At 69.5% G+C, this 14,876-nt stretch carries 14 protein-coding genes and 3 tRNA genes; 8 read left to right on the top strand and 9 right to left on the bottom strand.

Features of this window, described 5'->3' with window-relative positions; all coding sequences use genetic code 11:
* The first annotated feature begins 52 nt into the window (after positions 1-52).
* A complete protein-coding gene (locus tag B7W94_RS02310) occupies positions 53-1,120 on the top strand; it encodes a fatty acid desaturase family protein (protein ID WP_374209033.1) in 1,068 nt (355 codons plus the stop codon).
* A 64-nt stretch (positions 1,121-1,184) separates the two neighbouring features.
* On the opposite strand, the gene B7W94_RS02305 is transcribed toward B7W94_RS02310, so the two are convergent.
* The 3 genes from B7W94_RS02305 to B7W94_RS02295 form a co-directional block, all read right to left on the bottom strand.
* Entirely contained in the window at positions 1,185-2,588 is a 1,404-nt protein-coding gene (locus tag B7W94_RS02305; protein WP_025104602.1) for a hypothetical protein, read from the bottom strand.
* A 197-nt stretch (positions 2,589-2,785) separates the two neighbouring features.
* Positions 2,786-3,259, bottom strand: coding sequence for a hypothetical protein (locus tag B7W94_RS02300; RefSeq protein ID WP_085604049.1), 474 nt, complete (start codon positions 3,257-3,259; stop codon positions 2,786-2,788).
* A gap of 85 nt (positions 3,260-3,344) precedes the next feature.
* Positions 3,345-3,650 carry a DUF7882 family protein gene (locus B7W94_RS02295; protein ID WP_085604046.1) on the bottom strand — a complete coding sequence of 102 codons (306 nt, stop codon included), beginning with the start codon at positions 3,648-3,650 and terminating at the stop codon, positions 3,345-3,347.
* 163 nt (positions 3,651-3,813) lie between these two features.
* Here B7W94_RS02295 and B7W94_RS02290 point away from each other — a divergent pair, with 163 nt between their 5' ends.
* Together B7W94_RS02290 and B7W94_RS02285 are read left to right on the top strand one after the other, a co-directional pair.
* A complete protein-coding gene (locus tag B7W94_RS02290; protein ID WP_085604043.1) occupies positions 3,814-5,139 on the top strand; it encodes a VCBS repeat domain-containing M23 family metallopeptidase in 1,326 nt (441 codons plus the stop codon).
* A gap of 47 nt (positions 5,140-5,186) precedes the next feature.
* Complete coding sequence (locus B7W94_RS02285) at positions 5,187-6,032, top strand: hypothetical protein (RefSeq protein WP_085604040.1); 846 nt, start codon at positions 5,187-5,189, stop codon at positions 6,030-6,032.
* 7 nt (positions 6,033-6,039) lie between these two features.
* Here B7W94_RS02285 and B7W94_RS02280 read toward each other — a convergent pair whose 3' ends face one another.
* Positions 6,040-6,477 (bottom strand): hypothetical protein, encoded by a 438-nt coding sequence (locus B7W94_RS02280; RefSeq protein ID WP_085604038.1) that lies wholly within the window; start codon positions 6,475-6,477, stop codon positions 6,040-6,042.
* Positions 6,478-6,612: 135 nt separating this feature from the next.
* On the opposite strand from B7W94_RS02280, the gene B7W94_RS02275 reads away from it, so the two are divergent.
* Positions 6,613-7,647, top strand: a complete 1,035-nt coding sequence (locus B7W94_RS02275) for an alpha/beta hydrolase (RefSeq protein WP_253247361.1) — start codon at positions 6,613-6,615, stop codon at positions 7,645-7,647.
* A gap of 44 nt (positions 7,648-7,691) precedes the next feature.
* On the opposite strand, the gene B7W94_RS02270 is transcribed toward B7W94_RS02275, so the two are convergent.
* The 3 genes from B7W94_RS02270 to B7W94_RS02260 form a co-directional block, all read right to left on the bottom strand.
* Positions 7,692-7,764: transfer RNA gene (locus B7W94_RS02270), tRNA-Phe, on the bottom strand.
* A gap of 68 nt (positions 7,765-7,832) precedes the next feature.
* Positions 7,833-7,906, bottom strand: a tRNA-Asp gene (locus tag B7W94_RS02265).
* Between the two features lie 31 nt (positions 7,907-7,937).
* Positions 7,938-8,010 (bottom strand) — tRNA-Glu (locus tag B7W94_RS02260).
* 211 nt (positions 8,011-8,221) lie between these two features.
* Here B7W94_RS02260 and B7W94_RS02255 point away from each other — a divergent pair.
* Positions 8,222-9,571: a M23 family metallopeptidase gene (locus B7W94_RS02255; RefSeq protein ID WP_085604031.1), complete on the top strand. Its 1,350-nt coding sequence runs from the start codon at positions 8,222-8,224 to the stop codon at positions 9,569-9,571.
* A gap of 206 nt (positions 9,572-9,777) precedes the next feature.
* Here B7W94_RS02255 and ppa read toward each other — a convergent pair whose 3' ends face one another.
* The gene (gene ppa / locus B7W94_RS02250; protein ID WP_025104593.1) at positions 9,778-10,269 is read right to left on the bottom strand and encodes an inorganic diphosphatase; all 492 of its coding nucleotides are present in this window, start codon (positions 10,267-10,269) and stop codon (positions 9,778-9,780) included.
* A gap of 101 nt (positions 10,270-10,370) precedes the next feature.
* Here ppa and tilS point away from each other — a divergent pair, with 101 nt between their 5' ends.
* The gene (gene tilS, locus B7W94_RS02245) at positions 10,371-11,363 is read left to right on the top strand and encodes a tRNA lysidine(34) synthetase TilS (RefSeq protein WP_085604028.1); all 993 of its coding nucleotides are present in this window, start codon (positions 10,371-10,373) and stop codon (positions 11,361-11,363) included.
* Between the two features lie 26 nt (positions 11,364-11,389).
* Here the strand turns inward: tilS and B7W94_RS02240 are convergent, their stop codons facing one another.
* The gene (locus tag B7W94_RS02240; RefSeq protein ID WP_085604025.1) at positions 11,390-11,980 is read right to left on the bottom strand and encodes a DUF937 domain-containing protein; all 591 of its coding nucleotides are present in this window, start codon (positions 11,978-11,980) and stop codon (positions 11,390-11,392) included.
* Between the two features lie 122 nt (positions 11,981-12,102).
* On the opposite strand from B7W94_RS02240, the gene hpt reads away from it, so the two are divergent.
* Positions 12,103-12,654, top strand: a complete 552-nt coding sequence (gene hpt, locus B7W94_RS02235) for a hypoxanthine phosphoribosyltransferase (RefSeq protein WP_017204674.1) — start codon at positions 12,103-12,105, stop codon at positions 12,652-12,654.
* Positions 12,655-12,874: 220 nt separating this feature from the next.
* Complete coding sequence (gene ftsH / locus B7W94_RS02230; protein ID WP_085604023.1) at positions 12,875-14,875, top strand: ATP-dependent zinc metalloprotease FtsH; 2,001 nt, start codon at positions 12,875-12,877, stop codon at positions 14,873-14,875.
* Position 14,876 lies beyond the last annotated feature (1 nt).

Here is a 14,876-nt window from a genome sequence, read left to right as displayed (position 1 = left end):
GAGCATCATCTCCCGCACATCCTCCCCGTCCGTCACCGCCACCCTCGGCCCGGTGCGTCAGACCTACGCCGGGAACGCCGAGTTCCCGCCTCTCACCCGGGCGTACCGGGACGTGCAGCAGGTCGTGAAGGAGACCGGGCTCCTGCAGCGCACCCCGGTGTTCTACACGCTGGTCGGCGCGGCGCTGGTCGTCGCCTTCGCCGGCTGCGTCGCGGGCTTCCTCCTCCTCGGTGACAGCTGGTTCCAGCTCCTCATCGCCGCCGCCCTCGGGGTCGTCTTCACGCAGGTCGCCTTCCTCGCCCATGAGGCGGCGCACCGGCAGATCCTCTCCACGGGGCCGGCGAACTTCCGCCTGGCCCGCGTGCTCGCCGGCATCATCGGCATGAGCTACCACTGGTGGGACTCCAAGCACACCCGGCACCACGGCAACCCGAACCAGGTCGGCAAGGACCCCGACATCCAGGTCGACACCATCTCCTTCCTGGAGGAGGATGCGGCGCAGTCGCGTGGCATCGTCCGACTCATCACGCGCACGCAGGGGTGGCTCTTCTTCCCCCTCCTGACGCTCGAGGGGCTCAACCTGCACTACCTCGGCCTGAAGCACCTGATGACGCGGAAGAACGTGAAGGGACGCTGGACCGAACTCGGTCTCATCGTCCTCCGGTTCGCCGTCCTCCTCGTGCCGCTGTTCCTCCTGCTCCCCGTCGGCATGGCCTTCGCGTTCCTGGGCGTGCAGCTCGCGGTCTTCGGCGTCTACATGGGCGCGTCCTTCGCCCCCAACCACAAGGGCATGCCGGTCATCGCCCCCGACGCCAAGCTCGACTTCTTCTCGAAGCAGGTGCGCACGTCGCGCAACATCCGCGGCGGATGGTGGGTGACGGGGCTGATGGGCGGCCTCAACCACCAGGTCGAGCACCACCTGTTCCCGAACATGTCGCGGCTGCACCTGTCGAAGGCACGCGGCATCGTGCGCGACTACTGCGCCGCCAACGGCATCCCGTACACGGAGACGAGCCTCGGGCAGTCGTACGCGATCGTCATCGCCTACCTCAACCGCGTGGGCCTGGCGGCGCGCGACCCGTTCGACTGCCCGGCGGCGGCACAGCTCCGCCGCGCCTGAGCACACGGATACGACGAAGGGACGAGCAGACACCTGCTCGCCCCTTCGTCGTCTCTGCGCGGGATCAGCGCTTCGAGTCGTCCGTCTCGATCACGTCGATCGTGATCTTCTCCAGGGGGCGGTCGTCGTCGAACTCGTCGTCGAGGACCTCGTCGCCGCGGAAGGTCTCGACCGATGCCTCGACGACGTCGTCCTCGATGTCGTCGTCGTCCTCGTCGATCGTGGCCTCGGTCACCGCGATCTCGGTGGGAAGGCTGTCGTCGCTGAAGATGCCGTCCGGGCGGATGAGCTCGCGCACCTCGGCCATGAAGCTCGTGAGCTGCTGCTGCTGCCACCGCAGCTGACGGGCGCGGTCCTCGGCGTCGCGGAGGACGGTGGAGGTGTGTCCGGTGACCGCGTCGACGATCTTCTGCGACTTCACGCGGGCACGCTCGAGGATCTCCCTGGCGCGCACCTGGGCGTCGGCCTCGATCGCCTGCGCCTGCGAGCGCATGAGCTTCTCGTAGCCGTCCGCCTTCGCGGAGATGCGCTGCGCGTGCTCCAGCGAGGCCGTGACCTGCTCGTTCGCATCGGTCGTGATGCGCTCGGCGTGGGCGACGGCCTGGTTGTGCAGCACGAGGAACTCCTGCTGCGCGTCGTCCTGACGACGGGTGAGGGTCTCCTCGAACTCCAGCACGCGGGCGTTCATCTCACGGACCTCGCGCTCGGCGTCCGCACGCAGCTGCGTGGTCTCGCGCGTGACCAGCGAGCGGAGCGCGGCGGCGCCCTTCTCTGCCTCGGTGCGGATGGCGGTGGCCTCCTGGGAGGCCTGGCTGACCTTCTCCGCGGCGTGCGCCGCCTCGCGCTCGATGCGCGCCTCGTGGGCCGTGTACTCGGTCTCCATCTTCAGCCGCACCTGGTCGGCGTCGCGCTGCGCCTGCGAGATGATGCGCTCGGCGTCGGCCTCCGCTTCGGCACGCTGCGCGGCCACTTCCTCGCGGGCAGAGGTCATCAGGCGGTCGGCCTGCACGGCGGCGTTCTGGATGAGCACGTTCGCCTGCTCCTCGGCCACGCGCAGGATCGCCTCGAACTGCTGACGCGACGGTGCCTCCTCGCCATCGGCCTGCGGCATGTCGACGAGCTCGGAGGTCAGGGTCGCCACCTGCTGCTCGGCGTCGGAGGCCTTGGCGTTCGCGGCCGCGAGCTCCGCCTCCAGGGCTTCGCGGGCTTCGCGCTCTTCGGCCTTGATGGCCTCGACGGACTCGGCCTCGCGCGCCTTCGCCTCGGCCAGCTCGTCGGCCGCCTGCTGGAGCTGCGTGCGCATCGACGCCAGCGCGGCGTCGACCTCGTTCTTGTCGTAGCCCCGGAAGCCGATCGTGAACGCCGAGGTGGACGAGGAGGACGACTCGCGCGGAGTGGTCTCGATCAGCTGATCGAAGAAGTCCGGCGACCGGTCGTCGTCGCGGGGGGTGCCCGAGGAATCGCTCATGGGTTCAAGCCTTTCTGGCGTGTCCGCGACACGAAGCGGACTTCGTTTCGTGGACGGGATCGCAAGCTCGGGGGAGGAGGCCCCCGGCATGCGCCACGACCGGGTCGTCATCCGTCCCTGCGGGGCGCGGCGCGCGTCTAGCCTAATTGCGTCACCTGGGAATCGTGACCCCTAATTCCAGGCTCTGCGAGCGACGATCAGACCCGGCGGAACCAGCGCGCGTTGCGGTCGTCGAGCTCCGGCCCGCGCTCGAACAGGGAGACGGGTCCGTCGGCCACCTCGATCCCGCGGGTCGCGGCCTCGGCGGACACCAGGGCGCGCAGCTCCCGCCAGAGGGGTGCGGTCTGCGGGAAGCCGAGGTACTCGCGGAAGGTGTCGACGCGCACGAGAGTCCCCGCGCTGCCGGGAACCAATCGCGCGACGGTGTCGTCCGGTTCGACGAAGCGGACGCCCAGCGCGCCGTCCGGGAGTAGCGAGAAGCTCCTGCCTCGCTCCTCGACGATCACGCGCAGCAGCTCCGCCGTGGCCGTCGGGGAGGCGTGGACGAGGAGAGTGGCTCCGAGGTCGGCGAAGATCTCCTCCATCCGCGCGGCGGTGTACCGGGCTCCCGCGCGCTCGCCGGCCGACGATGCGCTGCGCCGCACCCAGCCGCGCAGGAAGGCGGCTCCCACGATGAGACTGAGGATGACCAGGAAGAGGACGAGGATCAGAGCGGTGTCCAGGGCAGCGGCCTTCCGTGCTGAACGTCGGTGCGCGTCAGCGCGGGCCGGTGAGATGGTCCAGCTGAAGGTCGCCGGTGGCGTTGAGTGCCTGCATGATCTCCTGGATGCGTTGCGGGTCCACGGCCGGCGGCTCCGCCTCGTCGAAGCCGAACTGCAGGGGGATCGCGGGATGGATCCAGACGCTCGCTCGCCGGTCGATGCCGCCCTCGGGAGGCTGCCAGGTCATCATGAAGCTCTCCTGACGACGCAGCTTGGTGGCGATGACGATCTTCAGATGCGCGAGCGTCGCGTCCTCGATGAGGATCGGATCTGAGTGCCCGTCGTACCGGAGTCTTCCCATGGTGCTGACGGTACACCCCCGTGGGGTCTCACGATCACCGGCGGGAGACCGGCGGAACGAGGCGAAGGGGGTGGCGTTCGCGGGGCGGAGCGCCTGGCCTTGGTACGGTGACCGCGGAGGACACCACGTCCCCTGGGGCCGCCGAGCAAGAGAGAACTTCGAGATGAAGCGCACGTCCCGCTTGCGTCTTGGTCGCATCGGGATCGTCGCCGTGCTCGCGATCGTGCTGGGATCGCTGACGCCGGCCCTCACCACGACCGGTTCGGCGAGCGCGGCGTCCGACGGCTACATGGTCTACCCGGCTTCGGGCAACATCCAGTCCAAGGTCGGCGACGGATGCCTCGGCAACTATCGTGCGCACGACGGCATCGACATCTCGCGGAACGGCGGGACGCCGATCCTGGCGGCGTATGACGGCGTGATCAAGAGCCGCACGTCGAACGGCGGCTACGGCAACTACGTCGACGTGCAGCACCCGGGCGGCTACGTCACCCGATACGCCCACATGGCGGCGCCCGGCTGGTACGCGCCGGGGACCAAGGTCCTGCGTGGGCAGCAGATCGGCGTCGTCGGGAACACCGGCAACTCCGCCGCCTACCATCTGCACTTCGAGGTGTGGCTGAACGGCAAGGTTTACTCGCAGATCAACGGGGGCTTCACCTGCCTGTCGAACGTCACGCGGGGCGGGACGATCCCACTGTTCTTCCCCGGGCTGGGTACAGGAGACCCCGCGGGACTCGATGCCGCCGACTTCACCGGAGACGGAAACACCGATCTGCTCCTCGTCGCCGGTAACGGCGATCTGCGCCTGCGAGCGGGTGACGGCCGCGGCGGCTTCGGCGCCCCCACCACGCTCTTCGGAGCTGACTGGGGGAACTCGAGGCGCCACATCACCCACACGGACTTCAACGGTGACGGCAACGCGGACATCCTCGTGGCGCGCTCCGACGGGGTTCTGGAGTTCTACGCCGGGAACGGCGTCGGCGGCTTCCGGGCCGCGAACACGCCGGGGTCGGGCTGGTACTCCATGCGACACGTCGCATCCGGCGCGGACTTCACCGGGGACGGTCGGCAGGACCTCATCGGCGTCTCCGAGGGCGGTGTGCTGACGGTGTATCGAGGGAACGGCGCGGGAGGCTTCAGCACGCCCCACATCACCTATGGCGGCGGCTGGGACGCCTTCCACTACCTCATCGCCGGCGACTTCGACGGGGACGGGCGTGGGGACATCCTGGCCGTCACCGGCACCGGAGCACTCCAGCTCTACACCGGGTCGTCCGGGCTGCGAACCTCCCGGCAGGTGGGCTCCGGATGGCAGGAGTTCACCGAGGTCACCGGTGGGGTGGACTACAACGGCGACGGGCGCGCGGACATCATCGGGCGCACGGCCGCCGGACAGCTCTACTTGTACCCCGGGAACGGCAGCGGAGGCTTCGGGGCCAGGATGCTGGTCGCCTCGGACGCGGCGGACTACCTCGCTATCGAGTAGTCCCGTCCTCCGGGCCCACGCCAGACGGCGACGCGTATCGTGGGCGCATGGCCGCTCCGACGCTCGATGACATCGCGGCGGCGCTATACGCCGGACCGCCCGAGGAGTTCACGACCGCCCGGAACGCACGGGCGAAGGACCTCGACGACCGAGCGCTCGCCGCGGAGGTGAAGGCGCTGCGCAAGCCCGCGGTCGCCGCCTGGGTCGTCAACGTCTTCGCGCAGGAGCGTGCCGCCCAGCTCGGGGAGGCCTTGGCGCTCGCGACGGAGCTGCGCGAGGCGCAGGAGGACCTGGATGCCGCTGCACTGGCGAAGCTCGGCCGGGAAAGGCGCGCGCTGACCAGGCGCCTCGCCGAGACCGCTGCCGACCTTGCCGGCTCCCGCGGGGAGCGAGTGACGGCGGCGACGCGGGATGCGGTCGAGCAGACGATCTCCGCGGCATTCTTCGACCCGGATGCGGCTGCCGCTGTCGCCTCGGGGCGTCTCGTGCGGGCATTGGAGCCTTCGGGTAACGCGGACGACATCCGGGAGGCGGTCGCCGGGACTCTGCCGACGCTGCAGCCCCAACCCCCGCGCCCCCCGGACGAACTGCAGGAGCGTCGGAAGCGCCGGGATGCGGAGCGTCAGGTGGCGGCTGCGGAGAAGGATCTCGCGGCGGCGGAGCGGGCCCTCGCGAAGGAGGACGAGGTGGTGCAGGCGCTGAGCGATCGCGCCGAGGAGCTCGCGGACGGCATCGCCGAGTTGGAGGCGCAGCTGGAGAAGCTGCATCGGGAAGCCGACCGCGTCGAGCGAGACCGTCCCGCCGCGGAGGAGCGGCGCACCGCGGCCGTGGAGAAGAAGGACGCCGCCGCTGAGGCCGTGCAGGCGGCGCGCGCAGCTCTCGCCGACCTCTGAGCGGGCCTCAGCTCCGGGCGGAGGCCTTCTCCTCATCGGAGTTCGGTGTCCATCCGAACCAGCCGTCGTCGGACGGGATGACGCTCCAGTCTCCACAGACGAAGACGGTCTTCGCCTCGTAGGCCGACGGGCCGTCATCCAGGGTCCAGGTCGGGGCGGAGGTCCGCTCCGTCTCCACGCACTCGTCCGGCAGCGCCGTCGTGCTCGTCAGCAGGAGCACGGCGTCGTCGGCATCCTCGATGGTCGACGTCCGGAGCGTGAGAGCGGTCACGTCGTCCGGGACCCAGTCCGCGTCGACCGGCGTGTCCGCGCGGAAGGCGTCGGCGTCGTCGAAGGTCGTGGTCGACTGCTTGTGCACGAGACCCTCCACGGCGGCGCATCCGCCGAGCAGTAGGGTGCCGCCGAGGAGCAGGGCGGCAGCGGGGAGGAGGTGTCGTCGTGTCATACCTCCACTCTGTTGGCGCGGCTCGCGGGCGGCGTCCGCCGGGGGAGGTATCCCTCGTCACCCGGAGGAGTGATCTCTGCCGGAGGCGTCTCCGATAGCCTCGGGGGGTGCGGGAGGAAGTCCTCGGTGATCGACATGAGTGACGACGTCGGCCGCGCAGTGATCGCGGATCTGTGCCGGATCCCGAACCCGGAGTCGATCGACAGGACGGCGTACGTCGACCTCGGCGGTGTCTCCCAGTTCGTCTCGATCCGCGGTCGCAGCACACGGAACCCCGTGCTCGTCGTCTGCCACGGCGGTCCTGCCCTCCCGTCGCTGCCCTCGTCGTGGGTCTGGCAACGCGGCGTGGAGGACTACTTCACGGTCGTCAACTACGACCAGCGCGCGAGCGGCAAGTCCGCGGGGTCCGTGACCGAGGACGTGGACCTCAGCGTCGACCGGTACGTCGACGATCTCGTGGAGCTGATCGCGTGGCTCCAGGGGAAGCTCGGCGTGCAGAAGGTCGGGGTGCTCGGGCACAGCTGGGGGACGGTCCTCGGGCTCACCCTCGCCCGACGGCGTCCCGACCTGCTGTGGGCGCACGTCGGCGTCGGCCAGGTCATCTCCGGTCCCGAGAACGAGGAGGAGAGCTTCCGCCACGCGATGCGGAGTGCCGTCGCGGACCGGAACGAGCAGGCGATCTCCGAGCTGCGGGCACTCGGGGAGTACCCCGGTGACGAGCCGCTGACCGTCGAACGCATCGTGACCTGCCGGAGATGGGCGCAGTACTACGGCGGGCTCTCGGCGTATCGCTCCGACTTCGCGTACTTCACCGAGTCGCAGGAGCTGTCCCCGTATTACACGGACGCCGACCTGGGCCTCATCGGTGTCGGACAGCGGGCGACCATGCCCGCGGTGCTGCCCGCCCTGCTCGGCTTCGACGCCCGCGATCAGACGGCGTTCGAGGTGCCGATGCTCCAGTTCCTCGGACGGCACGACTGGACGACCCCCACCGGGCCGGTCGTCCGCTGGCTGGAGACCGTGACGGCACCGTCGACGCATGTCGTGTGGTTCGAGAACTCCGCGCACCTCTGCATGTTCGAGGAACCGGGGAAGTTCCTGGTGAGCCTCGTGACCCACGCGCTGCCGCATGCGGTCGCCGCAGGGCAAAGCAAAACCCCCGCCATGTAGAAGCTAGGCGAGGGTTTCTGGGCTGATTGTAATGATCAGCCTTGTGGCTCCGACCGGCATCGATCCGGTGACCTTTCGATTTTCAGTCGAACGCTCTACCAACTGAGCTACAGAGCCGCGCGGCGATGATGCTGCCGCGTCCTAGACGAAGAGCCCTCTCCGAAGAAAGAGCTCGTCGCACGGAGCGACCCTGACGGGACTTGAACCCGCGACCTCCGCCGTGACAGGGCGGCACGCTAACCAACTGCGCTACAGGGCCATACTGGTGTTTTCAATTGTATCGGATGGAGTGACCCCAACGGGATTCGAACCCGTGCTACCGCCGTGAAAGGGCGGCGTCCTAGGCCGCTAAACGATGGGGCCGAGTCAGTCCCGGGGGACTTCCTTGCCGACGCTCAAGCATAAGGGATCATCCGGGCAAATCGCGAATCGAGCCCGGAACCCGCTTCCCCCGGGCGTGTTCGAGCGGGACCATGGAGGGGTCGGGGATGCCGTTCGCGCCGCTCCAGGAGTCTGGTGCTGGTGTGAAAGTTGTTGTTACTGTGGCATCTGTGAAACCGGCGGAAGGGGCCGTGTGAACGACAAGACCACGCAGGATGCGGCACTCGCGGCATCCGCGGACTGCGGGTGTGCGCCCACCCCGACGGAGCGACGTACCCTCTTCGGTGACGGCATCAGCCGCCGCGGCGCTCTCGGACTCGGCGCGCTCAGCGTCGTCGCCCTGAGCGCGTTCGGCATCACGTCCGGAGTCACGGCCGCCCACGCCGCGTCGTACCCGAGCTGGGACGACGTGCAGAAGGCCAAGCAGAACGAAGCCTCCAAGGCCGCAGAGGTGAAGCGCATCGAGGGGCTGATCGAGTCGCTCACGCAGAAGGTCTCCGAGACGCAGGCCGCCGCCGAGGTCGCCTCGACCGAGTTCTACAACGCGCAGCAGGCCTACTTCGCCGCGATCGCGGAGGCCGACTCGCTGCAGGAGAAGGCGGACGCGCAGGCCGCCGTCGCCGACGAGTCTGCCCGCAAGGCCGGTCAGGTCGCCGCGCAGCTCTACCGCAACGGCGGTGACGACACCTCGCTGGAGTTGTTCTTCGCGGGCTCCGCGGCCAACGCCGACGAGCTCCTCGCCCGCCTCGGCTCGATGGACAAGCTCCTCGAGTACAACCAGACCGTCTACAACGACGCGGTCGCCGCGCGGAACTCCGCGCAGTCCCTCAGCGACCAGGCGGTCGTCGCCCGGGACGAGCGCGACCGGCTCCAGAAGATCGCCGAGGAGAAGATGGTCGCGGCGCAGCAGGCCGCCGACGCCGCCCAGGCCGCTCTCGACGAGCAGTCGGCGAACCTCGCCACGATGCAGGCGCAGCTTGCCGCGCTGAAGGACAACACCGCGACCACCGTCGCCGGCTACCAGAAGGGCGTCGAGGAGCGCGAGAAGGAGCGCAAGCGCCGCGAGGCCGCCGAGGCCGCCGCGAACGCCGGGGGGAACAGTGGCGGAGGCGGCACCCCGGGAAGCGGCGGCTGGGTGCGTCCGCACGGCGGCTACCGCAGCTCCGGCTACGGCCCCCGCTCGCAGCAGTGCAACGCCAACGGCTGCTCGTCGAGCTGGCACTACGGCGTCGACCTCGCGAACGGTTGCGGCGCGGCGATCTACGCGGCGCACTCGGGCACCGTCGACGCGGCCTTCTACAACGGCGGCTACGGCAACTACGTCCGGATCCAGCACGGCGGCGGCATCGCGACCGGCTACGCGCACATCAAGCCCGGCGGCTTCGCGGTCCGGAACGGCCAGTGGGTGCGCGCCGGCCAGGTCATCGCGTATGCGGGCAACACCGGCGGCTCGTTCGGCTGCCACCTGCACTTCGAGGTCTACATCAACGGCCGCTACACGAACCCCATCGACTTCATGGCGAGCAAGGGCATCTCCGTCTGACGGATGGCTGGACAGCAGAAGACCCCCGGACGTCTGGCGTCCGGGGGTCTTCGCTTCGACAGGCTCAGCGACCCAGAGAGGTCTGCGACCCAGAGAGGTCTGCGACCCAGAGAGGTCTGCGACCCAGAGAGGTCTGCGACCCAGAGAGGTCAGCGACCCAGAGAGGTCAGCGACCCAGAGAGGTCAGCGACCCAGAGAGGGTCGGGTCAGTGGCCCTGCTCGCCGAAGCGGACGATGGCCTCGTCGAGGATGCGCTGCGCCTCGGCGGCGTTGCCCCACTCGTCGACCTTGACCCACTTGTTGGGCTCGAGGTCCTTGTAGTGCTCGAAGAAGTGCGCGATCTCCTTCTTCGTGTACTCCGGCACGTCGTCGATGTCCTGGATGTGCGCCCAGCGCGGGTCCTTGGAGAGCACGGCGACGAGCTTGTCGTCTCCGCCGGCCTCGTCGCTCATCTTCAGCACGGCGACGGGGCGGACCTCGACGACGACGCCGGGGTAGATCTGGTGGTCGAGGAGCACCAGCACGTCGAGCGGGTCGCCGTCCTCGCCGAGCGTGTTGTCGAAGTAGCCGTAGTCGGCCGGGTAGCCGAAGGTCGTGTAGAGCACGCGGTCGAGGTGCACTCGCCCGGTCTCGTGGTCGACCTCGTACTTCACGCGGCTGCCGCGCGGGATCTCGATGACGGCGTCGTGTGCGCCCATGCGTGTGCTCCTCAGGAAGATCGGTTGGATGCCGCGGACCAGCCTACTCGGGGGTCGCGGATCCGACCGTGACGGACGACACGGTGCCCTAGCGTGGAGGGATGCCTTCCCTCGACCCCGCCGTCGCCGAGATCCGCCTCACCGTGCGCACCGCGCTCGCCGACCTGCCCGAGGGCTCGACGGTCGTCGTCGCGGTGTCCGGCGGTGCCGACTCGCTCGCACTGGCGGCGGCCACCGCGTTCGAGGCCGCGAAACGCGGGGTGCGTGCGACCGCGGTGACGGTCGACCACGGTCTGCAGGACGGGTCCGCCGACGTCGCGGCGGAGACGGCGCGCATCGCCGGACGGCTCGGGCTCGAGGCGCTCGTCGTCCGCGTCGAGGTTGACGGCGACGGTGGTCCGGAGGCGGCCGCGCGGGACGCGCGCTACCGCGTGCTCCGGGACGCGGCGGGTGACATCGGCGCGCGAGCGGTCCTGCTCGGTCACACGCTCGACGACCAGGCCGAGACGGTCCTGCTCGGGCTCGCGCGCGGCTCCGGGGCGACGAGCCTGCAGGGCATGGCGCCGGATCGGGAGGACGAGGACGGCCTCCGGTGGCTGCGCCCGCTGCTCGGCGTGCGCCGCGAGACCACCCGTGCGTTCTGCGCCGCGGCGGAGCTGCAGCCGTGGGACGACCCCCACAACACCGACGACCGCTACACGCGGGTGCGGGTGCGCCGCCACGTGCTCCCGGTGCTGGAGACACAGCTCGGTCCGGGTATTGCCGAGGCGCTGGCGCGCACCGCCGAGCAGCTCCGGGAGGACGCGGAGGCGTTCGACGAGATGATCCACGAGACGATCGAGGACATCGTCGAGCACGCGGAGGCCGGGATCTCCGTGAGCGTCGCCGCGCTCGCCGCCAACCCGGCCGCGCTGCGCAACCGCATCATCCGTCTCGTGGTCGACAGCGAGTTCGGGGCGAGCCTGAGCCGCGCGCAGACGATCGAGGTCGCCCGCCTCGTGACCGACTGGTCGGGTCAGGGCCCGATCGACCTGCCGGGGTGCGCTGCCGTGCGCCAGGGCGGCCGGATCGTGTTCACCGCCGCGACCCGCTGAATCGCGGGCCGCGGCGGCGTCACGTCCTACTTCTTGCCGCCGAAGAGGCCGCCGAGGATGCCGCCGAGGTCGATACCGCCGCCGGAGCCGCTCTTGCCGCCGCCGAGGAGGCCACCCAGCACGTCACCCAACCCGCCGCCGGAGCCCGAGTCGCCGCCGCCGAGGATGCCGCCGATGACGTCGCCGATCCCGCCGGAGCCCTCCGTGCCCGTATCCGCCTTCGCCGTCTTGTCCTTGGTCGCGTTGGCGATGAGACCCATTACGATCGGCGCGAGGATGGGGAGGAGCTTCCCGAAGTCGATGCCCGGGGTCGCCTTCGACTCCGTCAGCTCCTTCGTGACCTCCTTCTCCTTCCCGCCGAGGATGTGGGAGACGATCTTCTCGCCGTCCTCCTGATCGATGTCGTCGACCGTCGCCGGGCTCGACGCGCCGCGGTGCTTGCCGAGGGCCTTCTCGATGGCCGCCGATCCCTCGGTGCTCTCTGCGTTCTTGGCCAGCCCGCCGAGGAGCACGGCGCCGCCCTGCTCGACCGCGACCTTGGCCTCGTCGCGCGACACTCCGAGCTTCTGCGCGATGTCGTCGAGGGGGACCTGGCTGAGGATGTCGTGAGTCGCCATGGGGATCTCCTTCCGTCGGGGCGTGCGCCCGCGTCACCGTCAGAGTAGTGCGGTGTCGACCTGCGGGGGGAGGGTACGCGCCCGCGACCGGAGCACACTGCCGCGTCGCCTAAAATCGATCCATGCGCGCCGCGGAGATCCAGGACGACCTTGCACAGATCCTCGTCACCGAGGAGGAGATCCACGCCAAGCTCGACGAGCTCGCGGCGCAGGTCGCGAAGGACTACGAGGGCAAGGACCTCATCCTCGTCGGCGTGCTGAAGGGCGCGGTCATGGTCATGGCGGACTTCGCGCGGGCGCTGCCGTTCCACGCGCCGATGGACTGGATGGCGGTGTCCAGCTACGGCGCCAGCACGAAGTCGAGCGGTGTCGTGCAGATCCGGAAGGACCTCGACACCGACCTGCACGGCAAGCACGTGCTCATCGTCGAGGACATCATCGACTCCGGCCTCACCCTGAGCTGGCTCCTGGAGAACTTCGAGTCCCGCGGTGCGGAGTCGATCGAGGTCCTCGCGCTGCTGCGCAAGCCGGAGGCCGCGAAGGTCGAGATCGACTGCAAGTACGTCGGCTTCGACATCCCCGTGGAATTCGTCGTCGGCTACGGGCTCGACTACGCGGAGCGCTACCGCAACCTCCGCGACGTCGCCGTGCTGGCACCGCACGTCTACAGCTGACGCTTCGACAGGCTCAGCGACCCAGGCGGGCTCAGCGACCCAGGCGGGCTCAGCGACCCAGGCGGGCTCAGCGACCCAGGCGGGCTCAGAAGCCGGGCGGGTTCAGCGACCCAGGCGGGTTCAGCGACCCAGGTGGGCTCAGCGACCCAGCGTAGGGGCGTTGCGCCGTGGGTGAACGCACAGCGGCCCCCTAGCACGGAGGCGATACGCTGATCCGACCATGGATGTGAAGAAGCTCACCCGCAATCCGCTGATCTACGTCGCTCTGATCGGCGTGCTGCTCTTCGGCGGATTCCTGCTGATCTCGAACCTCGGTGCGCCGAAGCAGATCACGACGCAGGAGGGGCTCGAGCTGCTCTCCGGCAAGACCGTGACCGAGGTCATCACCACCGACGGCGATCAGCGCGTGGACATGACGCTGTCGAAGCCGTTCGAGGGCTCCGAGAACGTCCAGTTCTACTACGTCGAGGCCCGCGCCGACGAGGTGGTCTCCGCGATCGATGCGGCCGCTCCGAAGGACGGCTTCAACGACGCCGTGCCGCGCGCGACCTGGTTCGACGGCTTCCTCTCCCTGCTGCTTCCCCTCGTGCTGCTCGGCCTGCTGTTCTGGTGGCTCCTGTCGTCCATGCAGGGCGGCGGTGGCAAGGTCATGCAGTTCGGCAAGTCCAAGGCCAAGCTCGTCAACAAGGAGACCCCGACGGTCACCTTCGCCGACGTCGCCGGTGCCGACGAGGCCATCGAGGAGCTCCACGAGATCAAGGAGTTCCTGCAGGACCCGGCGAAGTTCCAGGCCATCGGCGCCCGCATCCCGAAGGGCGTGCTCCTGTACGGCCCTCCCGGAACCGGGAAGACCCTCCTCGCCCGCGCCGTCGCCGGCGAGGCCGGAGCCCCGTTCTACTCGATCTCCGGTTCCGACTTCGTCGAGATGTTCGTCGGCGTCGGCGCCTCCCGCGTGCGCGACCTGTTCAGCCAGGCCAAGGAGAACGCCCCGGCCATCATCTTCATCGACGAGATCGACGCCGTCGGCCGTCACCGCGGCGCCGGCATGGGCGGCGGCAACGACGAGCGCGAGCAGACGCTGAACCAGATGCTCGTCGAGATGGACGGCTTCGACCCGAACGCGAACGTCATCGTGATCGCGGCCACCAACCGTCCCGACATCCTCGACCCCGCACTGCTGCGCCCCGGCCGCTTCGACCGTCAGATCGGTGTCGACGCCCCCGACCTCAAGGGCCGCCAGAAGATCCTCGAGGTGCACAGCAAGGGCAAGCCGCTGTCGAAGAACGTCGACCTCGAGGTCGTCGCTCGCAAGACCCCCGGCTTCACCGGTGCCGACCTGGCGAACGTGCTGAACGAGGCCGCGCTGCTCACGGCCCGCTCGAACGCGCAGCTCATCGACAACCGCGCCCTCGACGAGGCCATCGACCGCGTGATCGCCGGTCCGCAGCGTCGCACTCGCGTGATGAAAGACAAGGAGAAGCTCATCACGGCGTATCACGAGGGCGGACACGCGCTCGCGGCGGCGGCGATGAACTACACCGACCCCGTGACGAAGATCACGATCCTGCCCCGCGGCAAGGCGCTAGGCTACACGATGGTGCTGCCGCTGGACGACAAGTACTCGGTGACCCGCAACGAGCTGCAGGACCAGCTCACCTACGCCATGGGCGGTCGCGTCGCCGAGGAGCTCGTCTTCCACGACCCCACCACCGGCGCCTCCAACGACATCGAGAAGGCGACCTCGATCGCCCGCAAGATGGTCATCGAGTACGGCATGACGACGCAGGTCGGTCCGGTCAAGCTCGGCACCGAGGGCGGCGACATGTTCGTCGCGCGCGACATGGGCCGTGGTCGCGAGTACTCCGAGAAGGTCGCGGAGCGCGTCGACGCCGAGGTGCGGGCGCTCATCGAGCAGGCGCACAACGAGGCGTATGCGGTGCTCAGCGAGAACCGGGACATCCTCGACCGTCTCGCCCTCGCGCTCCTCGAGGAGGAGACCCTCGACCACAACCGCATCGCGGAGATCTTCACCGAGGTGAAGAAGCTCCCCGAGCGTCCGCTGTGGCTGTCGAGCGAGGACCGTCCGGTCTCGGAGCGGCCGCCGATCGAGGTCCCGAAGAAGGACGTCTCGCTCGCCGCCTCCGTCGAGGCGCCGACGGCCCCGCCGCGTCCGCAGCAGGGCTCCGCCGGAGCGGGCAACCCTCGTCCCGCGACGGCGTGAC

The sequence above is a fragment of the Microbacterium sp. LEMMJ01 genome (genome assembly GCF_002114135.1).
In the GTDB taxonomy this organism is placed as follows: domain Bacteria; phylum Actinomycetota; class Actinomycetes; order Actinomycetales; family Microbacteriaceae; genus Microbacterium.
The sequence above is the reverse complement of the archived record's forward strand: the minus strand, read 5'-3'. Positions and strand labels throughout refer to the sequence as shown.

Coding starts and splice junctions, on each gene's coding strand:
- B7W94_RS02305 (WP_025104602.1), bottom strand. CDS start 2,588: ATGAGCGATTCCTCGGGCACCCCCCGCGACGACGACCGGTCGCCGGAC.
- B7W94_RS02295 (WP_085604046.1), bottom strand. CDS start 3,650: ATGGGAAGACTCCGGTACGACGGGCACTCAGATCCGATCCTCATCGAG.
- B7W94_RS02290 (WP_085604043.1), top strand. CDS start 3,814: ATGAAGCGCACGTCCCGCTTGCGTCTTGGTCGCATCGGGATCGTCGCC.
- B7W94_RS02285 (WP_085604040.1), top strand. CDS start 5,187: ATGGCCGCTCCGACGCTCGATGACATCGCGGCGGCGCTATACGCCGGA.
- B7W94_RS02280 (WP_085604038.1), bottom strand. CDS start 6,477: ATGACACGACGACACCTCCTCCCCGCTGCCGCCCTGCTCCTCGGCGGC.
- B7W94_RS02275 (WP_253247361.1), top strand. CDS start 6,613: ATGAGTGACGACGTCGGCCGCGCAGTGATCGCGGATCTGTGCCGGATC.
- ppa (WP_025104593.1), bottom strand. CDS start 10,269: ATGGGCGCACACGACGCCGTCATCGAGATCCCGCGCGGCAGCCGCGTG.
- tilS (WP_085604028.1), top strand. CDS start 10,371: ATGCCTTCCCTCGACCCCGCCGTCGCCGAGATCCGCCTCACCGTGCGC.
- B7W94_RS02240 (WP_085604025.1), bottom strand. CDS start 11,980: ATGGCGACTCACGACATCCTCAGCCAGGTCCCCCTCGACGACATCGCG.
- hpt (WP_017204674.1), top strand. CDS start 12,103: ATGCGCGCCGCGGAGATCCAGGACGACCTTGCACAGATCCTCGTCACC.
- ftsH (WP_085604023.1), top strand. CDS start 12,875: ATGGATGTGAAGAAGCTCACCCGCAATCCGCTGATCTACGTCGCTCTG.